The sequence below is a fragment of the Pseudescherichia sp. genome (genome assembly GCF_032052675.1).
In the GTDB taxonomy this organism is placed as follows: Bacteria; Pseudomonadota; Gammaproteobacteria; order Enterobacterales; family Enterobacteriaceae; genus Pseudescherichia.
Genome location: NZ_DAMBWA010000022.1, coordinates 15,401 through 36,779 on the forward strand (window position 1 = coordinate 15,401; position 21,379 = coordinate 36,779).

Annotated in this window: 19 protein-coding genes and 1 tRNA gene; 13 read left to right on the forward strand and 7 right to left on the reverse strand. The window is 53.7% G+C overall.

Annotation, left to right across the window (positions count from 1 at the left end):
- Positions 1-33: 33 nt before the first annotated feature.
- Complete coding sequence (epmB, locus tag RTX96_RS20135) at positions 34-1,062, forward strand: EF-P beta-lysylation protein EpmB (RefSeq protein ID WP_312671889.1); 1,029 nt, start codon at positions 34-36, stop codon at positions 1,060-1,062.
- 129 nt (positions 1,063-1,191) lie between these two features.
- Here epmB and RTX96_RS20140 read toward each other — a convergent pair whose 3' ends face one another.
- The 3 genes from RTX96_RS20140 to RTX96_RS20150 all read right to left on the reverse strand — a co-directional run bounded on the left by RTX96_RS20140 (position 1,192) and on the right by RTX96_RS20150 (position 3,682).
- A complete protein-coding gene (locus RTX96_RS20140; RefSeq protein ID WP_103818665.1) occupies positions 1,192-1,545 on the reverse strand; it encodes a DUF4156 domain-containing protein in 354 nt (117 codons plus the stop codon).
- A 153-nt stretch (positions 1,546-1,698) separates the two neighbouring features.
- Complete coding sequence (gene groL, locus RTX96_RS20145; RefSeq protein WP_103818666.1) at positions 1,699-3,345, reverse strand: chaperonin GroEL; 1,647 nt, start codon at positions 3,343-3,345, stop codon at positions 1,699-1,701.
- A 43-nt stretch (positions 3,346-3,388) separates the two neighbouring features.
- A complete protein-coding gene (locus RTX96_RS20150) occupies positions 3,389-3,682 on the reverse strand; it encodes a co-chaperone GroES (protein WP_042388708.1) in 294 nt (97 codons plus the stop codon).
- 178 nt (positions 3,683-3,860) lie between these two features.
- Here RTX96_RS20150 and yjeH point away from each other — a divergent pair, with 178 nt between their 5' ends.
- Positions 3,861-5,102: an L-methionine/branched-chain amino acid transporter gene (yjeH, locus tag RTX96_RS20155; protein WP_312671890.1), complete on the forward strand. Its 1,242-nt coding sequence runs from the start codon at positions 3,861-3,863 to the stop codon at positions 5,100-5,102.
- Positions 5,103-5,139: 37 nt separating this feature from the next.
- Here yjeH and RTX96_RS20160 read toward each other — a convergent pair whose 3' ends face one another.
- Positions 5,140-5,610, reverse strand: coding sequence for an FxsA family protein (locus RTX96_RS20160; RefSeq protein ID WP_103818668.1), 471 nt, complete (start codon positions 5,608-5,610; stop codon positions 5,140-5,142).
- Between the two features lie 303 nt (positions 5,611-5,913).
- On the opposite strand from RTX96_RS20160, the gene aspA reads away from it, so the two are divergent.
- From aspA to RTX96_RS20185, 5 genes are all read left to right on the forward strand, one after another.
- A complete protein-coding gene (gene aspA / locus RTX96_RS20165; protein WP_103818669.1) occupies positions 5,914-7,350 on the forward strand; it encodes an aspartate ammonia-lyase in 1,437 nt (478 codons plus the stop codon).
- Between the two features lie 118 nt (positions 7,351-7,468).
- Positions 7,469-8,770, forward strand: a complete 1,302-nt coding sequence (locus RTX96_RS20170) for an anaerobic C4-dicarboxylate transporter (protein WP_312671891.1) — start codon at positions 7,469-7,471, stop codon at positions 8,768-8,770.
- A 95-nt stretch (positions 8,771-8,865) separates the two neighbouring features.
- Positions 8,866-9,189 (forward strand): divalent cation tolerance protein CutA, encoded by a 324-nt coding sequence (cutA, locus tag RTX96_RS20175; protein WP_312214482.1) that lies wholly within the window; start codon positions 8,866-8,868, stop codon positions 9,187-9,189.
- Complete coding sequence (locus RTX96_RS20180; RefSeq protein WP_312671892.1) at positions 9,165-10,853, forward strand: protein-disulfide reductase DsbD; 1,689 nt, start codon at positions 9,165-9,167, stop codon at positions 10,851-10,853. The genes cutA and RTX96_RS20180 overlap by 25 nt, the downstream gene beginning before the upstream one ends.
- 47 nt (positions 10,854-10,900) lie before the next feature.
- The gene (locus tag RTX96_RS20185) at positions 10,901-11,476 is read left to right on the forward strand and encodes a transcriptional regulator (protein ID WP_042388832.1); all 576 of its coding nucleotides are present in this window, start codon (positions 10,901-10,903) and stop codon (positions 11,474-11,476) included.
- Between the two features lie 2 nt (positions 11,477-11,478).
- Here the strand turns inward: RTX96_RS20185 and RTX96_RS20190 are convergent, their stop codons facing one another.
- Positions 11,479-12,075, reverse strand: a complete 597-nt coding sequence (locus tag RTX96_RS20190; RefSeq protein WP_312671896.1) for a LysE family translocator — start codon at positions 12,073-12,075, stop codon at positions 11,479-11,481.
- Positions 12,076-12,123: 48 nt separating this feature from the next.
- Positions 12,124-12,966, reverse strand: coding sequence for an AraC family transcriptional regulator (locus RTX96_RS20195; protein ID WP_103818674.1), 843 nt, complete (start codon positions 12,964-12,966; stop codon positions 12,124-12,126).
- 233 nt (positions 12,967-13,199) lie between these two features.
- Here RTX96_RS20195 and RTX96_RS20200 point away from each other — a divergent pair, with 233 nt between their 5' ends.
- The 6 genes from RTX96_RS20200 (at position 13,200) to RTX96_RS20225 (ending at position 20,775) form a co-directional block, all read left to right on the forward strand.
- Positions 13,200-14,654, forward strand: a complete 1,455-nt coding sequence (locus RTX96_RS20200) for an MFS transporter (RefSeq protein ID WP_312671897.1) — start codon at positions 13,200-13,202, stop codon at positions 14,652-14,654.
- A gap of 57 nt (positions 14,655-14,711) precedes the next feature.
- On the forward strand, positions 14,712-16,391 hold the full coding sequence (locus tag RTX96_RS20205; RefSeq protein WP_312671893.1) for a glycoside hydrolase family 43 protein: 1,680 nt from the start codon (positions 14,712-14,714) through the stop codon (positions 16,389-16,391).
- A 129-nt stretch (positions 16,392-16,520) separates the two neighbouring features.
- A tRNA-Phe gene (locus RTX96_RS20210) sits at positions 16,521-16,596 on the forward strand.
- Positions 16,597-16,791: 195 nt separating this feature from the next.
- Complete coding sequence (locus RTX96_RS20215) at positions 16,792-18,048, forward strand: integrase arm-type DNA-binding domain-containing protein (protein ID WP_063145386.1); 1,257 nt, start codon at positions 16,792-16,794, stop codon at positions 18,046-18,048.
- A 209-nt stretch (positions 18,049-18,257) separates the two neighbouring features.
- Positions 18,258-19,319: a nucleoid-associated protein gene (locus tag RTX96_RS20220; protein ID WP_312671894.1), complete on the forward strand. Its 1,062-nt coding sequence runs from the start codon at positions 18,258-18,260 to the stop codon at positions 19,317-19,319.
- Positions 19,291-20,775, forward strand: a complete 1,485-nt coding sequence (locus tag RTX96_RS20225; protein ID WP_312671895.1) for a hypothetical protein — start codon at positions 19,291-19,293, stop codon at positions 20,773-20,775. The genes RTX96_RS20220 and RTX96_RS20225 overlap by 29 nt, the downstream gene beginning before the upstream one ends.
- Before the next feature lie 286 nt (positions 20,776-21,061).
- Here RTX96_RS20225 and RTX96_RS20230 read toward each other — a convergent pair whose 3' ends face one another.
- On the reverse strand, positions 21,062-21,259 hold the full coding sequence (locus tag RTX96_RS20230; RefSeq protein WP_065945039.1) for a hypothetical protein: 198 nt from the start codon (positions 21,257-21,259) through the stop codon (positions 21,062-21,064).
- Positions 21,260-21,379: the final 120 nt, after the last annotated feature.

Genomic DNA, 21,379 nt, shown 5'->3' on the forward strand with positions numbered 1-21,379 from the left:
TCTGAAATTGATAACTGGTAGCTAAGCCACAAAATGGCGCATATTGTAACCCTAAATACCCCATCCAGAGAAGATTGGTTAGTACAACTTGCCGATGTAATTACCGATCCGGATGAACTACTGCGTCTGTTAAAGATAGACGCCGATGAAAATCTGCTGGCAGGACGGGCGGCGAAACGCCTGTTTGCCCTGCGCGTCCCTCGCGCATTTGTCGCGCGAATGGAGCGGGGAAACCCCAACGATCCGCTGTTAAGACAGGTACTTACCTCGCAAGAGGAGTTTGTTGCCGCTCCCGGATTCAGCACCGATCCGCTTGATGAGCAGCATAGCGTGGTGCCCGGACTGCTGCATAAGTACCGTAACCGCGCTCTGCTGCTGGTGAAGGGCGGCTGTGCGGTAAACTGCCGCTACTGCTTCCGTCGCCACTTCCCCTATGCTGATAACCAGGGCAACAAGCGCAACTGGCAGGCCGCGCTGGACTATATCTCCGCGCACCCAGAGCTGGATGAGATTATTTTCTCCGGCGGCGATCCGCTAATGGCGAAAGATCATGAGCTGGACTGGCTGCTGACCCAGCTGGAGGCGATCCCGCACGTTAAGCGCCTGCGCATTCACAGTCGGCTGCCGATTGTCATCCCGGCTCGCATCACCGACGCGCTGGCGTCACGCTTTGCCCGCTCGTCCTTGCAGATCCTGCTGGTTAACCACATTAACCATGCGCAGGAGATTGATGCATCGTTTCGCCAGGCGATGGTGACGCTGCGCACCGCGGGCGTAACGCTGCTTAACCAGAGCGTGCTGCTGCGCGGCGTTAACGACAGTGCCCAGACGCTGGCGGATCTCAGCAACGCGCTGTTTGATGCGGGCGTGATGCCCTACTATCTGCACGTGCTGGATAAGGTTCAGGGCGCGGCGCACTTTATGGTGACGGATGATGAAGCCCGCCAGATTATGCGCGAGCTGTTGACGCTGGTATCGGGCTATATGGTGCCGCGGCTGGCGCGGGAGATCGGCGGCGAACCGAGCAAGACGCCGCTGGATCTACAGCTGCGCCAGAGTTAACGCGTTGTTGGGTCGATAAACCGCCCGTGCCCACGTAGGCCGGGCAAACGCAGTGCCGCCCGGCGTTGCAGGGTCGGCATAGCTATGCCCGGTGGCGCTACGCTTACCGGGCCTACGCGGCCATTAACATCAGTTCGGACACTTGTAGACCTGGCCGTTCATTTCGCTGGCGGTCGGGACGAAGCTCGACATAAAGCCTTGAGTCGGACTGGTCACGCTGTAGAGGACATTGCCGCCCATCTCGGCGGCGTGGTTACGCAGCGCAACGGCCGCGCCGCGCATGGAGCCACCCTCTTCACCGTGCTGGCCAGAGAGCCAGTTGCTCTGCTTGCCTGTCGCGGTGCCGATATAGTGACACTCCGCGCCCGGCTTATCTTCAACAAAGCGAACGCTCTGTCCGCCTGCGGTGAGGGTATTGCCAGAGCTACAGCCCGCCAGCAGCAGTGCCGCACCTACGATCCCTGCAGAAACTTTCATGCGCATTTTATTCCTCGTTCTTATCAGCTGGACACAACCTGTCCGTGTCTAAACCTTATACTAAAAAGATGACCAAAAGAAAAACCCCCGGACATTTCTGCCCGAGGGTTTCTCTTTATGACGGATGCCCGCCCACATCATTCTGGGCAGGAAGGGGCATTACATCATGCCGCCCATACCACCCATGCCGCCCATACCGCCAGCGCCGCCTAAGTCAGGCGCGTCAGCTTTCGGCAGGTCGGTCACCATGCACTCGGTGGTGATCATCAGACCGGCAACGGAGGCCGCGTACTGCAGAGCAGAGCGGGTCACTTTAGTCGGATCCAGGATACCCATGTCGATCATGTTGCCGTACTCTTCGGAGGCCGCGTTGTAACCGTAGTTACCGTCACCCGCTTTCACGGTGTTGGCAACAACAGACGGCTCTTCACCGCAGTTCAGCACGATCTGACGCAGCGGTGCTTCCATTGCGCGCAGCGCAACTTTGATACCGACGTTCTGATCTTCGTTCTGGCCACGCAGCTCGCTCAGTTTGCTTGCTACGCGGATCAGCGCTACACCACCACCGGCAACCACGCCTTCTTCTACCGCAGCACGGGTTGCGTGCAGGGCATCTTCAACGCGGGCTTTCTTCTCTTTCATTTCAACTTCGGTCGCCGCACCGACTTTGATTACCGCTACGCCGCCTGCCAGTTTCGCTACGCGCTCCTGCAGTTTTTCACGGTCGTAATCGGAGGTTGCTTCTTCGATCTGCTGACGGATCTGACCAACACGGCCCTGAATTGCCGCTTCTTCGCCCACGCCATCGATGATGGTGGTGGTGTCTTTGTTGATCACAACGCGTTTTGCCTGACCCAGGTCTTCCAGGGTCGCTTTTTCCAGCTCCATACCGATCTCTTCAGAGATCACGGTACCACCGGTCAGGATAGCGATATCCTGCAGCATAGCTTTACGACGGTCGCCGAAGCCCGGTGCTTTCACCGCAGCCACTTTCACGATACCACGCATGGTGTTCACTACCAGGGTCGCCAGCGCTTCGCCTTCAACGTCTTCAGCAACGATCAGCAGCGGTTTGCCTGCTTTAGCAACGGCTTCCAGCACCGGCAGCATTTCGCGGATGTTGGAGATTTTTTTATCAGCCAGCAGGATGAACGGGCTTTCCAGTTCGATGGAGCCTGTTTCCGGCTTGTTGATGAAGTAAGGGGAGAGGTAGCCACGGTCAAACTGCATACCTTCAACCACGTCCAGCTCGTCCTGCAGACCGGTGCCTTCTTCAACGGTGATTACGCCTTCTTTGCCCACTTTTTCCATCGCTTCAGCGATCAGTTTACCCACGGTTTCGTCGGAGTTAGCAGAGATGGTGCCTACCTGAGCAATAGCACGGGAGTCAGAGCACGGTACGGAGAGGGTTTTCAGCTCTTCAACGGCGGCGATCACGGCTTTATCGATACCGCGTTTCAGATCCATCGGGTTCATGCCCGCAGCAACGGCTTTCAGGCCTTCAGTGATGATTGCCTGAGCCAGTACGGTTGCCGTGGTGGTACCGTCGCCCGCCGCGTCGTTCGCTTTAGAGGCAACTTCTTTTACCATCTGCGCGCCCATGTTCTCGAACTTGTCTTCCAGCTCGATTTCACGCGCAACGGATACACCGTCTTTAGTAATGGTCGGTGCACCGAAAGATTTATCCAATACAACGTTACGGCCTTTCGGACCCAGGGTCACTTTCACTGCATCTGCCAGCACGTTCACGCCGCGCAGCATTTTCACACGGGCGTCGTTACCGAATTTTACGTCTTTAGCTGCCATTTTCTTTTTCCCTTAAATTCGTATGGTTCAGTTCGCGCGTGGATTACGCTTCAACAATTGCCAGAATGTCGGATTCAGACATGATCAGGACTTCCTGATCGTCGATTTTCTCAGCTTTCACGCCGTAGCCATCGTTGAAAATAACGATGTCGCCGACTTTCACGTCCAGCGGCTGCACGGATCCGTTTTCGAGGATGCGGCCTTTACCGACAGCGATGATCTCGCCACGAGTAGATTTACCAGCAGCACTACCGGTCAGAACGATGCCGCCAGCTGATTTAGACTCGACTTCTTTACGCTTGACGATGACACGGTCATGTAGTGGACGAATACTCATTGATAGCTCTCCTTTGAGAAAGTCAGTATCGGTTATGGATGACGCCGGTTCCTTTTCGCTTCCCGGCTGGTGACGAGAGAGATGGGGATGGGTTTTTACCCCTTCAAGGGGCTAACGAAAAAAAATTTGTGAAAGTGTTACCATCATCGCTCTTTGGACAGGGGCAGGATAATAATAGATGAGTGGCTTAAAACAGGAGCTGGGACTGGCTCAGGGCGTGGGGCTGTTATCAACCTCACTATTAGGCACCGGCGTGTTTGCCGTGCCTGCGCTGGCGGCGTTGGTGGCAGGCAACAACAGCCTGTGGGCGTGGCCGGTGCTGATCGTACTGGTTTTTCCCATTGCGATTGTCTTCGCCCTGCTTGGACGGCACTTCCCCAGCGCGGGCGGCGTCGCCCATTTTGTTGGCATGGCGTTTGGCCCGCGCCTGGAGCGCGTCACGGGCTGGCTCTTTCTGTCGGTGATCCCGGTGGGACTGCCCGCCGCGCTGCACATTGCCGCTGGCTTCTGGCAGGCGCTGTTTGGCTGGCACGGTCCGCTGCTGCTGATGGCGGAGCTGGGCACGCTGCTGCTGGTATGGGCGGTAGGAACGCGGGGAGCCAGCTCCAGCGCTAATTTGCAAACCCTGGTCGCCGGGCTGATCGTGACGCTGATCGCCGCCGTCTGGTGGTATGGCGATCTCACCGTGGCTGAAATTCCCTTCCCTGCCCCGCAGGACGTCGATGCTTCCGGACTGTTTGCCGCGCTGTCGGTGATGTTCTGGTGCTTTGTTGGCCTGGAAGCGTTTGCCCACCTGGCTTCTGAATTCAAGCGTCCGGAGCGGGACTTTCCCCGCGCGCTGATGATCGGCCTGCTGCTGGCCGGCTTCGTCTACTGGGCCTGTACGGTGATTGTGCTGCATTTTAACGCCTATGGCGCCGATCGTGCTGCCGCGGCCTCGCTGCCAGGGATCGTGGTGCAGCTGTTTGGTGAGAAGGCGCTGTGGGTCGCCTGTGTGATTGGCTATCTGGCCTGCTTCGCCAGCCTTAACATCTACATTCAGAGCTTCGCCCGTCTGGTCTGGTCCCAGGCGATGTACAACCCGCAGGGCCGCCTGGCCCAGCTCTCAAAACGCCAGATCCCCTTTAACGCCCTGAACGCGGTGCTGATCTGCTGCATCATCAGCACGCTGGTCATCTACGTAATGGAGATTAACCTCGATGCGCTGATTATCTATGCCAACGGCATTTTCATCATGATCTATCTGCTGTGCATGCTGGCGGGGTGTCGTTTGCTGAAGGGGCGCTATCGGGCGCTGGCGGCGGTGGGCGGTCTGCTCTGCCTGCTGCTGCTGGCGATGGTGGGCTGGAAGAGCCTCTACGCCATTATTATGCTGGCGGCGCTGTGGTGGTTTTTACCCAAGCGCGCCATCGTGCATTAAATAACGCCGGGTGGCGCTGCGCTTACCCGGCCTACGGTTATTTATCTTCTTTATGGTCTATACGGTCGCGCTGGTCGTCTTTGCGCTGGTACTCACCGTCAAAGGTCTGGCCGCCCTGGCTCCCGGCGCTAAACCCGCCGCCCGGCATCCGGGAGAAACGCAGATGCGGGAGCAAACGCAGGGTCAGCAGCTTTTGCACCGGCGGCAGCAGCAGCAGCAGGCCGAGCAGATCGGTAAAGAAGCCCGGCAGTAACAGCAGCAGCCCGGCAATCATCAGCGAGACGCTCTTGATCATCTCCGCCGCGGGACTCTCTCCGGCGGCCATCTTCTGCTGCATCAGCAAAATATTTTTAAAGCCCTGGTTGCGCACCAGCGACATGCCGATGACCGAGGTAAAGATCACCAGCACCAGCGTGAGCAGGACGCCAAAGACATGGGCGACCTGAATAAAAATCGAGATTTCAATGTAAACGTATAAAAATATAGCAATTAGCGGTATCCAGCGCACTGGCGTCTCCTGTAGGTTTGCGGCGTGCTTCCTGTTGAAATGGTGCTTAATAGTCATAATTCAATAGGATTGCATGCCATGTTGGCTGAAAATCTTTAGCCGGTGATGCATTTCACAAATTATTAAAACTAATGCAACGACTACGATAATAAGTGATCCAGATTACGGCATTTCGCTATCATCAGCATATGATCCCGGGTACGTGGCCGATTAAGGAAATAATCGTCGGTCAGCAAACACACAAAACCCCAGATATACTGTGTGTTTAGTACATTCATTCGCAGCTTGAAAAAGAAGGTTCACATGTTAAACAGCATTCGTATCGAAGAAGATTTGTTGGGCACAAGGGAAGTACCAGCGGACGCTTACTACGGCATCCACACTCTGAGAGCGATTGAGAATTTCTACATCAGCAACAGCAAAATCAGCGACATTCCTGAGTTTGTGCGTGGCATGGTAATGGTAAAGAAAGCCGCAGCGCTGGCGAATAAAGAGCTGCACACCATTCCCAAAAGCGTGGCGAATGCAATCGTCGCCGCATGTGATGAAGTCCTGAATAATGGTAAATGCATGGACCAGTTCCCGGTCGACGTCTACCAGGGCGGCGCGGGTACCTCCGTGAATATGAACACCAACGAAGTGCTGGCAAACATTGGCCTTGAGCTGATGGGCCACCAGAAAGGCGACTACCAGTACCTGAATCCGAACGACCACGTCAACAAGTGCCAGTCCACCAACGACGCCTACCCGACCGGCTTCCGCATCGCGGTCTACGCCTCTGTCGTTAAGCTGGTGGACGCCATTAATCAGCTCGGAGAAGGGTTCCAGAACAAGGCCGTTGAGTTCAAAGACATCCTCAAAATGGGCCGCACCCAGCTGCAGGATGCCGTGCCGATGACGCTGGGCCAGGAGTTCCACGCCTTTAACGTCCTGCTCAACGAAGAGACGCGCAACCTGCTGCGCACCGCGGAGCTGCTGCTGGAGGTCAACCTCGGCGCAACGGCAATCGGCACCCGGCTGAATACCCCGGACGGCTATCAACAGCTGGCGGTGCAGAAGCTGGCGGAAGTCAGCAACCTGCCGGTCGTCCCGGCGGAAGATCTGATCGAAGCCACCTCCGACTGCGGGGCGTATGTTATGGTCCACAGCTCGCTGAAGCGCCTGGCGGTCAAGCTCTCCAAAATCTGTAACGACCTGCGCCTGCTCTCCTCCGGCCCGCGCGCTGGCCTGAACGAGATCAACCTGCCGGAGCTGCAGGCTGGCTCCTCTATCATGCCCGCTAAAGTGAACCCGGTAGTGCCAGAGGTGGTAAACCAGGTCTGCTTCAAGGTTATTGGTAACGACATCACGGTAACGATGGCCTCTGAAGCGGGCCAGCTACAGCTCAACGTGATGGAGCCGGTCATCGGCCAGGCGATGTTTGAGTCAATCCACATCCTGACCAATGCCTGCTATAACCTGCTGGAGAAATGCATCAACGGCATCACTGCCAACAAAGCGGTATGTGAAAGCTACGTCTATAACTCAATTGGCATCGTCACCTATCTCAATCCGTTTATCGGCCACCATAATGGCGATATTGTGGGTAAAATCTGTGCTGAAACGGGCAAGAGCGTGCGTGAGGTCGTGCTTGAGCGTGGCCTGCTGACCGAGGCGGAGCTGGATGATATCTTCTCGGCGCAAAACCTGATGCACCCGGCTTATAAAGCAAAACGGTATACGGATGAAAACGAACAGTAACCCTTTAACCGGGTAAGACCTCAAAGGCACGTCAGCGATGACGTGCCTTTTTGTTTATAGACGCTACTAAAATTCAACAAACCAATATCAAATTGTAAACACATCAAGGAAGCCAATTATGTTTGCTGCGGAGCTTGTGATTGTCCTGCTGGCCATTTACTTGGGTGCCAGACTCGGTGGGATCGGCATCGGTTTTGCCGGTGGGCTTGGCGTACTCATCCTGACGCTCTTTTTCCAGATCAAACCCGGCGCGATCCCTTTTGACGTTATTGAGATCATCATGGCGGTGATCGCTGCCATTGTCGCCATGCAGGTCGCCGGGGGAATGGACTACCTGGTCAGCCTGGCGGAGCGCCTCCTGCGCCGTCACCCCAAACACATCACCTTTCTCGCGCCGCTGGTGACCTGGTTTATGACCATTCTCGCCGGTACCGGGCACACCGCGTTCTCCACGCTGCCGGTGATCACCGAGGTGGCAAAAGAGCAAGGCATCCGCCCCTCTCGCCCGCTCTCTATCGCCGTGGTGGCCTCGCAGATCGCTATCACCGCCTCGCCCATTTCGGCGGCGGTAGTGTTTTTCGCCGGCATCCTTGAGCCGCTGGGCGTTAGCTACCTGACATTGCTGGCAATCTGTATTCCGGTCACCCTGATCGCCATCATGCTTACCGCCGTGGTGTGTAACTTCCTTGGCGCAGAGCTAAAGGACGATCCGGTCTACCAGCAGCGACTGGCCAAGGGTGAGGTTAAGTTGCGCGGCAACCAGGTGTTTCAGCTTAAGCCACACGCCAAACGCTCGGTAATGCTGTTTCTGATCGGCATCGTCTCGGTGATGATCTATGCCACCATCATCAGCCCGACGGTAGGCCTGATTACCAATCCAGTGCTGCCGCGCAACGAGGCGATTGTGGTCTTCATGCTTACCATCGCCACGCTGATCTGCCTGAGCTGCAAGGTGGACACCGGCGAGATACTCAACGCCGGAACCTTTAAATCCGGGATGAGCGCCTGTATCTGCGTGCTGGGCGTAGCCTGGCTCGGTGACACCTTTGTGAAGAGCCACATTGAAGATATCCAGAGCGTGGCGGGCGACCTGCTGCACAGCTATCCGTGGCTGCTGGCGGTGGTGCTCTTTTTTGCCGCCACCCTGCTCTACTCCCAGGCGGCGACCACCAAAGCGCTGATGCCCGCCGCGCTGCTGCTCGGCGTCAGCCCTTTGACCGCTATCGCCTCGTTCGCCGCCGTGTCGGCGCTGTTTGTGCTGCCCACCTACCCGACGCTGCTGGCGGCAGTGGAGATGGACGACACTGGCTCGACCCGCATCGGCAAATATGTCTTTAACCACGCCTTCCTGATCCCCGGCGTGATCGCCATCGCCCTGTGCGTCATTTTGGGCTTCGCTATTGGTGGTCTGGTGTTGTAAATGTCGTTAAAATCGGGCTGCCTGGCGGCCCGGTTGATTAATCCCCCGCCAGCGGCGTGCTATAGTGGCTTTTTTCGTCTGATACGAGATTGCCGATGAATACGCCTGATGCCGTCGTTGTGCTCTGTACCGCCCCGGATGAAGCCACCGCCCAGGACCTGGCGGCCAAAGTGCTGGCAGATAAGCTCGCCGCCTGCGTCACGATCCTGCCCGGTGCCACCTCGCTCTACTACTGGGAAGGCAAGCTGGAGCAGGAGTACGAGGTCCAGATGCTGCTGAAAAGCACAACTGCGCATCAGGAGGCGCTGCTGGCCTGCCTGAAATCGCATCATCCCTATCAGACCCCTGAATTATTAGTGCTGCCCGTCGCACATGGAGACAACGACTACCTCTCATGGCTCAACGCATCCTTACGCTAATCCTGCTGCTTTGCAGTACGCCCGCCTTTGCCGGGCTGTTTGACGCACCCGGCTCCGCGAAGTTTGTTCCCGCTGACAGCGCGTTTACCTTCGACTTTCAGCAAAATGAGCACGACCTGACGCTTAACTGGCAGATCAAAGAGGGCTACTACCTCTATCGCCAGCAGATCAGCGTCACGCCCGCGCAGGCGGATATCGCCCCGCTCCAGCTCCCGAAGGGCGAGAGCCACAAAGATGAGTTCTTCGGCACCAGCGAAATCTATCGCCAGCGGCTCAGTCTGCCGTTGACGGTGCGCTCGGCCGATAAAGCGGCGACCTTAACCGTGACCTACCAGGGCTGCGCGGCGGCAGGCTTCTGTTATCCGCCGGAGACCAAAATCGTACCGGTCAGTGCGGTGCAGCCGCTGGCGCAGAGCGCGCCGGAGCAACCCGCACCTGATCTGGCCGCACCTACGCTGCCTTTCTCGGCGCTGTGGGCGCTGTTGATCGGGATTGGCATCGCCTTTACCCCCTGCGTACTGCCGATGTACCCGCTCATCTCTGGGATCGTGCTGGGGGGCAAAGCGCGCCTCTCTACCGGACGTGCGCTGCTGCTGACCGTGCTCTACGTGCAGGGCATGGCCCTCACCTATACCGCCCTAGGCCTGGTCGTAGCCGCCGCCGGGCTACAGTTTCAGGCGGCGCTCCAGCATCCATACGTCTTGATCGGGCTGTCGGCGATCTTCACCCTGCTGGCGCTGTCGATGTTTGGCCTGTTCACGCTCCAGCTGCCGTCATCTTTGCAAACGCGCCTGAGCCTGATGAGCAACCGCCAGCAGGGCGGCTCGCCGGGCGGCGTCTTTGCGATGGGAGCCATCGCCGGGCTGATCTGCTCCCCCTGCACCACCGCGCCGCTCAGCGCCATTCTGCTCTATATTGCCCAGAGCGGTAATCTGTGGCTCGGCGGCGGTACGCTCTACCTCTATGCGCTCGGCATGGGTATTCCGCTGATCCTGGTGACCCTGTTCGGCAACCGTCTGCTGCCGAAAAGCGGGCCGTGGATGGAGCAGGTCAAAATCGCCTTTGGCTTTGCGATCCTTGCCCTGCCGGTGTTTTTGCTGGAACGTATAGTAGGCGAGACGTGGGGCCTGCGCCTCTGGTCGCTGCTCGGCGTGGCGTTTTTCGGCTGGGCATTTATCACCTGTTTGACGGGTACCCGGCGCGAAATACGTGTGCTACAGATCGTCCTGCTGGGTGCGGCGCTGGTCAGCGCGAAACCCCTACAGGACTGGGCGTTTGGCGTTAGTGCCTCTGCTCCGCATACGCAACTTAACTTTACCCGCATCGCCAGCGTGGATGAGCTAAACCAGGCCCTGGCGCAGGCAAGGGGCAAACCGGTGATGCTCGATCTCTATGCCGACTGGTGCGTGGCCTGTAAAGAGTTTGAGAAGTACACCTTCAGCGATCCGCAGGTACAGGCGGCGCTGAAGGAGACGGTGCTGCTGCAGGCGGATGTGACCGCCAACAGCGCCGAGGATGCCGCCCTGCTTCGCCACCTTGGCGTGCCGGGCCTGCCGACAATTCTGTTCTTTGACGCCCAGGGCAACGCGCAGCCTGCGCAACGGGTGGCAGGATTTATGGACGCGGAAGCATTTAGTAGACATTTGCGCAATCGCCAGCCATAAACTACACCAGGAGTGGAAAAATGGTTCTAAAAACGCAGGAGAACACCGTGCAACGTGAAGACGTCTTAGGGAAAACATTGCAGTGGCTTGAGATCGAAGGCCTTGCTGCCACGACGCCCGAAATTATCGCCGAACGTCTTAATTATCCATTGGACGAGTTTTTGCGCTTTTGGCCCGATAAAGAGGCGCTGCATTACGATGCGCTGCGCCACCTCAGCCAGCAGGTTGATGCCTGGCGCAGGCAGATGCTGTTAAACGACGAGCTGAGCAAAGAGCAGAAGCTGCTGGCTCGCTACACGGCGCTTACCGAGTGCGTGACTAACCACCGCTATCCGGGCTGCCTGTTCATTGCCGCCTGCACTATCTATCCGGATCCGGCCCACCCTATCCATCAGCTGGCGGATCAGCAAAAGAGCGCGGCGTACGCCTATACCCACGAGCTGCTAACCTCGCTGGAGGTGGACGATCCGGCGATGGTCGCGAAACAGATGGAGCTGGTGCTGGAGGGCTGCCTCAGCCGGATGCTGGTCAATCGCAGCCAGGTAGACGTCGATACCGCCTACCGGCTGGCAGAAGACATTCTGCGCTTTGCCCAGTGCCGTATGGGCGGTGCGCTGACCTGATATCAGAGCAGCAGCCCTGCCCACGCGGAGATCAGCAGGCACAGCGCCATTACCCGCTGAAACCAAACCAGCGAGGCGGGAGTGCGAAAGATTCGGTTTACCGCTCTGCCGCAGAAGGCCCAGACGATCAGGCAGAGCTGGGAGATGATCAGAAACAGCAGCGCCATCACGGCGATCTCCCGCAGCGGATGCGCCCCGTTGGGCGCAAACAGGCTCACCACCGCCAGCGCCATCATCCATGTTTTTGGGTTAATCAGCTGCAGCGCGGCGGCTGCCCGGACGCTGAAGGGCCGCTGCGCCTCTCCGCCCAGCTCTGCGGCTGGAGCACGAAACAGCTGCCAGCTCATCCAGCTTAGCCATAGCACCCCCGCCCAGCTCATTCCCGTACGCACCAGAGGATACTGGCGCAGCACCTCTCCCGCCCCTGCGCCAGAGACCAGCACAATCAGGCTGGCAGCCACACAGCCGCTTACCACGGCGGGCAGCGTGGCCTTTACGCCAAAGCGCTGGCTGCTGGCGAGGACCAGGATATTAGTGGGACCGGGGGTTATGGACGCCACGAAGGCAAACAGCATAAACGGCAGACAGGCATAGAACATATTCACAGGCAGGACTCCTTATTATCTTATCGTGTCCTGACTGTCGCGTTATTTCATTGCCGCGTCTGGAAGATTTGTGCATAAGCTGCGGTAGCGCGCCGGAGAGAGGCGATAGGCACGCTGGAACCAGCGTCCGAGGTGGCTCTGATCGGCAAAGCCCAGCGCCGCAGCCACGCTGGCAGGCTGCTCCCCTTTCGCTAGCATGGCGCGGGCGCTCGCCAGCCGGAGCTGAATAAGCCAGGCGTGGGGCGAGAGGTGAAACTCGCGCTTAAAGCAGCGCGTGAGCGTGAAGCGATCGGTGCCGGTCTCCCGCGCCACATCGTCCAGACCAATGTTGTCCCCACGGTGAGCGTAGAGATAGTCCCGCGCCCGGTGGGCAATCGCCGTGCTCTGGCGCTGCGCCGAGAGCCGCTTGCGCCACTGGCAGTGGTGCGTCAGCTGGCTGAGCAATCCATCCATCATCCCCTGCTGCACGATGCGCATCTCATCGTTGTGCAGCGTCAAGAAGGTTTGGGCGATAGCGTTCACCAGCTGCGGCGCGCGGGCGATGGTCTGGTCAAAATGCAGCGAATAGCTTGAGGGCGTGGCATCGTACAGGCCGCGCAGCGTGTCGCTCAGCCAGCGGTCGTCGAGATAGAATGTCAGATAGGTAAAGCCGCCCTCTACCGGCGCGTCGCCGTCATGGATCTCTCCCGGCTCCAGCAGAAAGGCATCGCCCGGCGTGCTGCGATGACGCTCGCGACGACAGTGAAACTGCTGGGTACCGGTCAGGGTAATGCCCACCAGGTAGCTGTCGTGCCAGTGCGGATCGAAAGCGTGGCCCTCAAAGTGCGCGCGGATGGTTTCGATGCCGGTATCAGCATGCTGCCGCAGCTCCAGCCAGTCTGCCATATCAACCTCCTGAATGATTCCCGAGTGTAGCATCAATCATTCAGCGTGAAAGGTCTGGAAGATTTGTGCAGCACGACCCAAAAATAGCTGAGATGCGGCAACCTGCCGAAGAGTTTGACCGATCACAGAAGCAAAAAAACATAATTAATTAATATAAAATCGCAATAGATCCTCCGCAGTCATCTGTGTCAGAAAGTAACCCTCATTCATAAGAAAGCGGAGATATGATTCAAATGAGTAGAGGCATACCAAAAAGTCATCATGATGAATACCATATATTAACGCGCGGGGAACGTATTGGTTATGGAATGGGGGACTTTGCGCAAAACCTTGTTTTTGGCACAATAGGCGGCTTTCTTGCTCTGCATATGCTGACTGTTAATGCTATCGGTACAGCAACCGCAGGGTTTATATTTCTTTTCGTCCGAATCATCAATGTCTTTTGGGATCCAATGGTGGGGACCTATGTCGACAAACGAATTTCAGCAGCGGGAAAGTATCGTCCCTGGCTCTTAAGAGCGGGCGTGCCGCTGGTTATTCTCTCCGCTTTGCTTTTTACACCTATTCCCGGTATCAGAGGTTCAGTTCCCTTTGCCTTTATTATTTATTTGGCGCTGGATTTGGTCTATTCATTGGTAAACATTCCGTATGGATCTCTTAATGCTTCACTGACAAGAGATCCTGAATCTATTGATAAACTGACCAGTACACGAATGATGCTGGCCAACACGGCCAATCTTCTTGTCTATACCCTATTCCCCATGTTTGTCCAAATGGCTTCACCAAAGGATCGCAGCCTCAAGGATACGGGTTTCTTTGGGCTTGAGCTTAACATGGGCAATTATACCGACCCGACAGCTCATTACGCCTGGTTTGGCGTTTACTCGATTTATATGTTAATCGGTGCTGTAGCCCTTTTTATCTGCTATAAGTTCACGAAAGAACGTGTGGTCGCGACTGCAGAACAGACTGCCAACGTAAAAACAACCGATCTCTTCCTTGAACTGAAATACAACCGACCGCTGGTTATCCTCGGCCTGTTTTTTATGCTAGGGTTTACGTTCATGTTTTTCATGAATACCGTAAATGGTTTTTTCAATCAGTTTGTTGTCGGCCATTCAGAGTGGATGGGCGCTGTAGGTCTGGTCGCATCAATTCCAGGGATTCTGTTCCCCGTTTTCTGGCCAAGGCTCAAGAAAATTTTTGGCAAAAAAGGGTTCTTCCATCTCTTTCTTGGCATGTTTATCGTGGGTGAAATACTGACTTACGTTTGGTCACGCGAAGGAATGCATGACGCCTTGTGGCTTGCTTATATCGCAACCTTTATTAAACAGTGGGGTTTGACGTCAGCGACCGGATTCATGTGGGCGCTGGTCCCTGAAGTGATTGCTTATGGCGAATTAAAATCAGGCAAGCGCAACGCCGCCATCATTAATGCGATTATGGGGCTTTTCTTCAAGATTGGCTTTACCCTTGGCGGCGCAATCCCGCTTTGGTTACTGGCCGCGTATGGCTTTAACGAAACAGGCGCGCAACAAAGTGCCAATGCAATCGACGGGATCATTATGACGGCGGTCTGGATCCCTATTTTTTTAGCTGTCATTTCGATGATCGTCATTCAAGTCTATCCCATCTCAGACAAAAATGTTACCGACATCAACCGTCAGCTCGATGAGATACGCGTGTAATTAAAACAATTAAAAACAACCAAAATAGAAAGAAGCAGCTTAAAAAGGTAGAAATCTATGTCACTTATTCAAAACCCTATCTTACGTGGCTTTAATGCCGACCCGAGTATTATCCGTGTAGAAGACACTTACTATATCGCGAGCTCCACGTTTGAGTGGTTTCCTGGCGTTCGTTTACATGAGTCCAAAGATCTGCAGCACTGGAATCTACTCCCCAGTCCATTATCAACTACCGCGCTGTTAGATATGAAAGGAAATCCTTCATCAGGCGGAATCTGGGCGCCAGACCTCTCTTATGCCGAGGGTAAATTTTGGCTAGTGTATACAGATGTGAAAGTCACAGAGGGTGCCTTTAAAGACATGACCAACTATCTGTCCACCGCAACAGATATTCGTGGTCCCTGGACAGATCCGATCAAGCTTAATGGCGTCGGTTTTGACGCTTCCCTTTTCCATGACGAAGATGGTCGTAAATATATCGTTCAACAGACCTGGGATCATCGGGAGTATCACCATCCCTTTAACGGCATTACCTTAACCGAGCTTGATATCAATACACTGAAACCTATGCCAGAAACAGCACGAACCCTTTATCGCGGCACTGCCGTTGCACTTGTTGAGGGGCCACATATCTACAAACTGAATGGCTATTACTATCTTTTTGCCGCTCAGGGCGGGACCGTTTTCACCCACCAGGAGGTAGTTGCACGTTCAAAAACCCTCGACGCCAACAGCTTTGAGACACAGCCAGGAGAAGTGTTCTTAACTAACGTGGACACCCCAGACAGCTATATCCAAAAACAGGGTCATGGTGCGCTGGTTTCGACGCCCAAAGGAGAGTGGTATTACGCTTCACTCTGCGCTCGTCCGTGGAATCGTGCAGGTGAATCAGCCTACGATCCCCGAGGCTGGTCAACCCTGGGCAGAGAAACGTCTATCCAAAAAGTGTATTGGGATGATGAAGGCTGGCCACGAATTGAAGGCGGTCACGGAGGAAAAACCTTTGTTGCAGGCCCCGTCGATGCCATTCATACCGAAAGCGCAAAAGATCACAGCCAGCATGATGAGTTTGACACGCTGACACTCGATCTCAACTGGAATACGCTTCGCGTTCCGTTCACCGAAAAGATGGGCACAACAGGTGACGGAAAATTAACGTTACTAGGGCAAGGTTCTTTAGCGAATACGCATGACCTGTCGCTTATTGCGCGGCGCTGGCAAGCTTTTTATTTCAATGCTCAGGTAAAGGTTAAATTCAATCCTTTTACCTATCAACAGATGGCAGGGTTAACAAATTACTATAACGATCGTCACTGGAGCTTTGTTTTCATTACGTGGAATGAAATTAATGGCACAGTGATCGAAGTAGCCGAAAACAACCGAGGAAAATATACCTCGTACCTGAAAGATAAAGCCATCAAGATCCCAGAAGAGACCGAGTACGTCTGGTTCCGCACGAAGGTTCGGAAGGAAACCTACACTTATGAATACAGTCTGGATGGGACAAACTTTATTGAAATCCCTGTCACATTAGATGCTGCAATTCTTTCAGACGATTATGTACTCCAAAGCTATGGCGGATTCTTTACCGGGGCATTCGTTGGCCTTGCGGTAGTTGACTACTCTGGTTACGCAGCCAAAGCCGAGTTTTATCATTTCGATTATCACGAGCTTGGTGACACCTTCGTAGCCGATGGCACTTATAGCTGGAAAGCCAGCGAATCACGCTTTGATTAGCTATGGTTTGGGAAATCTGAGCAAATGTGCAGCACAAAGGCGTAGATTGTCGCAATAGTAAGCAGTTGAACGTCTTTTCGATGATTTTGATTGACGGAAGGAGGCGACTACGGTTTAATGCGCTGCGTTGCCCGGATAGCTCAGTCGGTAGAGCAGGGGATTGAAAATCCCCGTGTCCTTGGTTCGATTCCGAGTCCGGGCACCAAATTCATATCAACGGACCTCCACGGAGGTCCGTTTTTGCATTCAAAGCCCGCCGAAATCAACACCTTTATAATATTTTAACTCCACCCAACTCAATCAACTTCAACCCACATCAAGTCCCTTGCGAGGGTACAACTGAGGGTATAGTCTGATTCGATAAAATTTATACCCCTTTTACTATCAGGAGACCTCACCAATGGCGCTCACTGACGCTAAAATCCGTGCAGCTAAACCGGATGAAAAACCTTATAAACTCGCTGACAGCGGCAATATGTTTTTGCTTGTTCATCCCAATGGTTCCCGCTACTGGCGCCTCCGCTATCGCTTCCTTGGCAAAGAAAAAACGCTTGCTCTTGGTGTGTATCCGGACATCTCATTGTCAGAGGCCAGAGAGAAGCGGGATAGTGCCAGGAAGCAAATAGCCGAAGGTATTGACCCCTGCGAACAAAAGCGAGCAAAGAAGTCTGTACCCGATATCACCCATACTTTTGAAACTATCGCCCGGCAATGGCACAGCAGCAATAAAAAATGGTCTGAGTCGCACAGCGAGAAAACCCTTAAAAGCCTTGAAACCCATGTATTTCCTTTTATCGGTTCACGCGATATCACCACACTGAAAACGCCAGACCTGCTTGTTCCTGTTAAAGCAGCCGAAGCCAAAGAGATATATGAGATAGCTGCCCGCCTCCAGCAACGAATCACAGCAATCATGCGTTATGCTGCTCAGTCCGGCATTATCAGCTATAATCCCGCTGTCGATATGGCTGGCGCATTAACGACAGTGAAACGCCAGCACCGCCCTGCTCTCGCCTTAAATCGCATTTCAGAGCTCCTTGAACGACTGGATGCTTACAGAGGCCAACCTCTCACACGACTGGCAACTAATCTTACCCTGCTTATCTTCATCCGTTCCAGTGAACTTCGCTTTGCCAGGTGGACTGAGATCGACTTCAAGAAAGCCATGTGGACCATTCCTCCAGAGCGGAAACCTATTGACGGGGTCAAGTATTCGCATCGTGGTTCAAAAATGCGGACAGAGCATCTGGTGCCACTCTCTACTCAGGCGCTGGATATTCTGCAGCAGATACAGACCATCAGCGGAGAACATGAACTGATTTTCACTGGCGACCACAATCCCTGGAAGCCCATGAGTGAAAATACGGTGAATAACGCATTACGCCTGATGGGCTACGATACAAAGGTCGATGTATGTGGTCACGGCTTCAGGGCTATGGCCTGTAGCTCACTGATTGAGTCAGGATTATGGTCCAGGGATGCAGTGGAGCGCCAGATGAGCCATCAGGAACGTAACGGTGTACGTGCAGCTTATATTCACAGGGCGGAGTTTCTTGAAGAACGCAAACTGATGCTGCAATGGTGGGCTGATTTTCTGGATGCAAACCGTGAAAACCCAGTCTCGCCTTTCGATTACGCCAGACAACAACGCTCATAATCCATTCTCCCGGCATTACTGCCGGGAGAATGTTTCCTTATTTTTCTTTTCCCTGTATATATTTCTTCACAGAAGGGCTAATGATTCACCGCACTTCCCCCTGCTCTGGAATATTTTACGCATGCACAAGTGATTACTTATACTACCCAGATTGAAGCCTGTCACAGCAATTAACGATAAAATAAGACGCAAAATAACGGGACGTCACTATGAGTTTTTTAACGGATGAAGAAATTAATGCACTGACAATAAAGCGAATGATTTTCCATGTCGTTGGAGGGGAGCTGGAGATCCCCGTGCTGCTCAGTGAAATATCACCGCCTGAACATGTCGATTTTTTTCTGGAGAGGATTAAATCTGCATTAAGCGGCAACATGTTCCGGTTTACGGAATTGTCCAATACCGAGCGTATTCTGCGCCTCATCAGGAACCATGCCGATACTGACGCCCATTGTTTCACTGAACAGTCAACCTTTCTGGCAAACGATTTTCAGTCTCATCATCACACCAAAAATGCCAGTATGGGGGTATTCTTTCTTTTTGAACTTAACATCCTCAACGATGAAAAACTGTTTGCGCTCATTAAATATGATAATGAAGATGTGGTGCGTTACGAGCTGGATGCGAAGGGAAACGAGTTTCAGGTCCCCAGACTCGAACGCTTCCGTGAAAGTTTCGTTAAAAAAGCGGAAGCCATGCAGAAAATTGCCCTGGTCCGCCTGACGGCAGAGACTCAGGGTGGACAGGTTGTCGTACGGGATCGCAGTAAACGAACCAATATCTCCGTTTATTTTGAGCGTTTTCTGCAGGTGCAGCGCGTCAACAGTACAACTGACCTCAGCGACAAATTAGTTGCCGCTCTCAAGGATATCTTCAAAAAGCACCGCGACCTGTTGCCGGACGACATCAGACGCAGTGGTGTTAACAAGATTTATGAAACGTTACATCATGGGGCACAGGATTTTAACACCGATGAGCCCCTTTCCCTGCTGAACCAGATTTTTGGGCCAATGGAAGAAGATCATCCACTGGTCAAATCCTTCACCCGTAAAATAAAAGACCTAGGAATTTCAGGTGAATCTTTCCGGATAGTCCCTGAGAACATCCCTAAGCCACGGAAAAGAAAACTGGAAACCTTGGAAGACGTTATCGTTATCTACGATGAGGATAATGCCCCAGATATTGAGACGATGGAAGACGGGCGAAAACGTATAGTGATAGTAACTGCAGGGCTGGTAACAGATGATATCGATACTGGAAAAAATCGGTAAGGCAATAGACCGCTCACGCCGCGCATCTGATCTGGTGATCACGGAGGATCAGCAAGCAACCTCACGGAAACTGTTCATTTCCGGAACCATGGATAGTGACACCCTCCAGTTATGGGGGGAAGTGATAGATGCTGATGCCGAAAATCTCAGGATCGCCTTTTTTGATGAAAGCCGGGATAATATCCACCCCAGGCAGGGAGTCCCTGACCAGAAGCACTTTATCACCATCATCAGTGATGAGGTTCCTGGGATCCTGCGACTCTTCACCCTTGAAGGGTGGCGCACGTTTTTACTCCAGGATCCAAGACTCCGTCAGTATCGCTGTATCTGCGCCCTGTTTGTCAGCGAATCATTTGAAACACAACAGTGGAAAGTCGTGCCATGGAAACAGATGCTCCCGGAGGAGAGTGAAACCGACGTCCCTGCCGGGACAGCCTCCGTCACAAAAAGCATTATCAGGTGTTTTTCAACCGACTTTCTTCCTCCGGATACCATTGCCCCCTGGCTCCTGGTATCCGGAGACAAAATAACCGACGTACCAATGAAAATCTGGACGTCGCTCGCCTGCCGGGAGTTGTTGAAATGTTTCGTCAATGAGCTTTTTGCCGCCGAAATAAAAACGGTCGGGCTGTCCGGAAAACCACCTAGGAAAATCCCTTTTGGAGAAGAACATGCGGCACTGTCCGCCTTTGACGTCATTCAGGAAACGGCAAAATGGATTTTTCTGGAAGGGAATGAGACTGAGCTTAAACATACCTTTCTGTCCAGTGAACTGGCCAGAGAATGGCCAGAGGGTGTCACGTTTTGTGAAGGCATTGTGTATCGACTCCCCCCTGCACTGGAGTCAGCCAGGCTGCTTTACAAGGCACATATCCGGGCAGGAGGAAAAGACACCCTGAAATCGCTGGGCGATTTGCGAAAAAGCCTGACAGAAGACACCCAGAAAATTCTTCAACAGTCGCGGGATCTGTCCTCCGCATTGTGGAAAGACATGGCCCTGGTCATCAGTACGCTGGTCCTCCGCTACAGTCTGGAGGCCCTGAATGCTAGTGGTCAGCAAAAAGTATATGCCCTGGCATTTTGTGCACTGGCCCTGTATATCGCCATCTCATATGGGATGTCAGTCTATATCAACCGGCATGCCCTTTCGTTGCTGGAAAAAAACAGAACCACCTGGCGAAGTAAGTTATATGGTTTTCTGGATGAACAGGATTATCAGGAGCTGGCGGGTCTTCCCATTAACGCCGCAATGCGGTCATATCACCGGGTTGAGGGAATGACGTCGGCCATCATGCTCATTCTAATCACGCTATTACTTACGACAGCCTCAGGTGAATTCTGGTCGCTCAGTACGATACTGCAGTCTGGATACACCTGGGTCATGAGCGCATTACAGCTTCTGACTCCGTGGGCTCTGTGCGAGCCGGAGTGGTTCCCTGTGTGTCCTTTGAAATGAAGCAATCAGAGATATAGTCGGTCCCGATATCTGACAGATCCGGCGGTACCCTATGAATCACCGTTCAGCAGGATGACCTGTGCTATACACGATATCTGGAGTGGTCTCACGCAGCATCCCACAATAGGTCTGGATATATAGGTTAAAATCTATCATAATTATTTATGAACCACCGCGCCTGATTAATTTAAATGCAAATAAACATGTAGAACAAATATCTCTACTTAAATACTAAAAGGTAATGAAATGTCTCTAAAACTCTTAGGAAAGAAAAGTGTTTTTTTTGTTACTGTCTGGGGATGTACGTTTTTTTAAGTGTGTTGGTCAGTTTGATTTCTTCGCCTGTTTTCAGCAACAGTTTGGCTGAATCACTGCCACCTGTATTATTGGCATACTGGATGGCAAAAATGTTGTCCCGCTTTTTTTCTGTGCGGACTATGGCGACCCCGTTTTTATTTTTTATTGTCCAGGTTATGGCATTCATTGGTGCCGGTGCCGTAACCCATAAAATGACTGGAACTGATTATGCTATGTGGACTGCAGGTATCGGGTAATGGTCCCAACTTATTGATAGTGTTTTATGTTCAGATAATGCCCGATGACT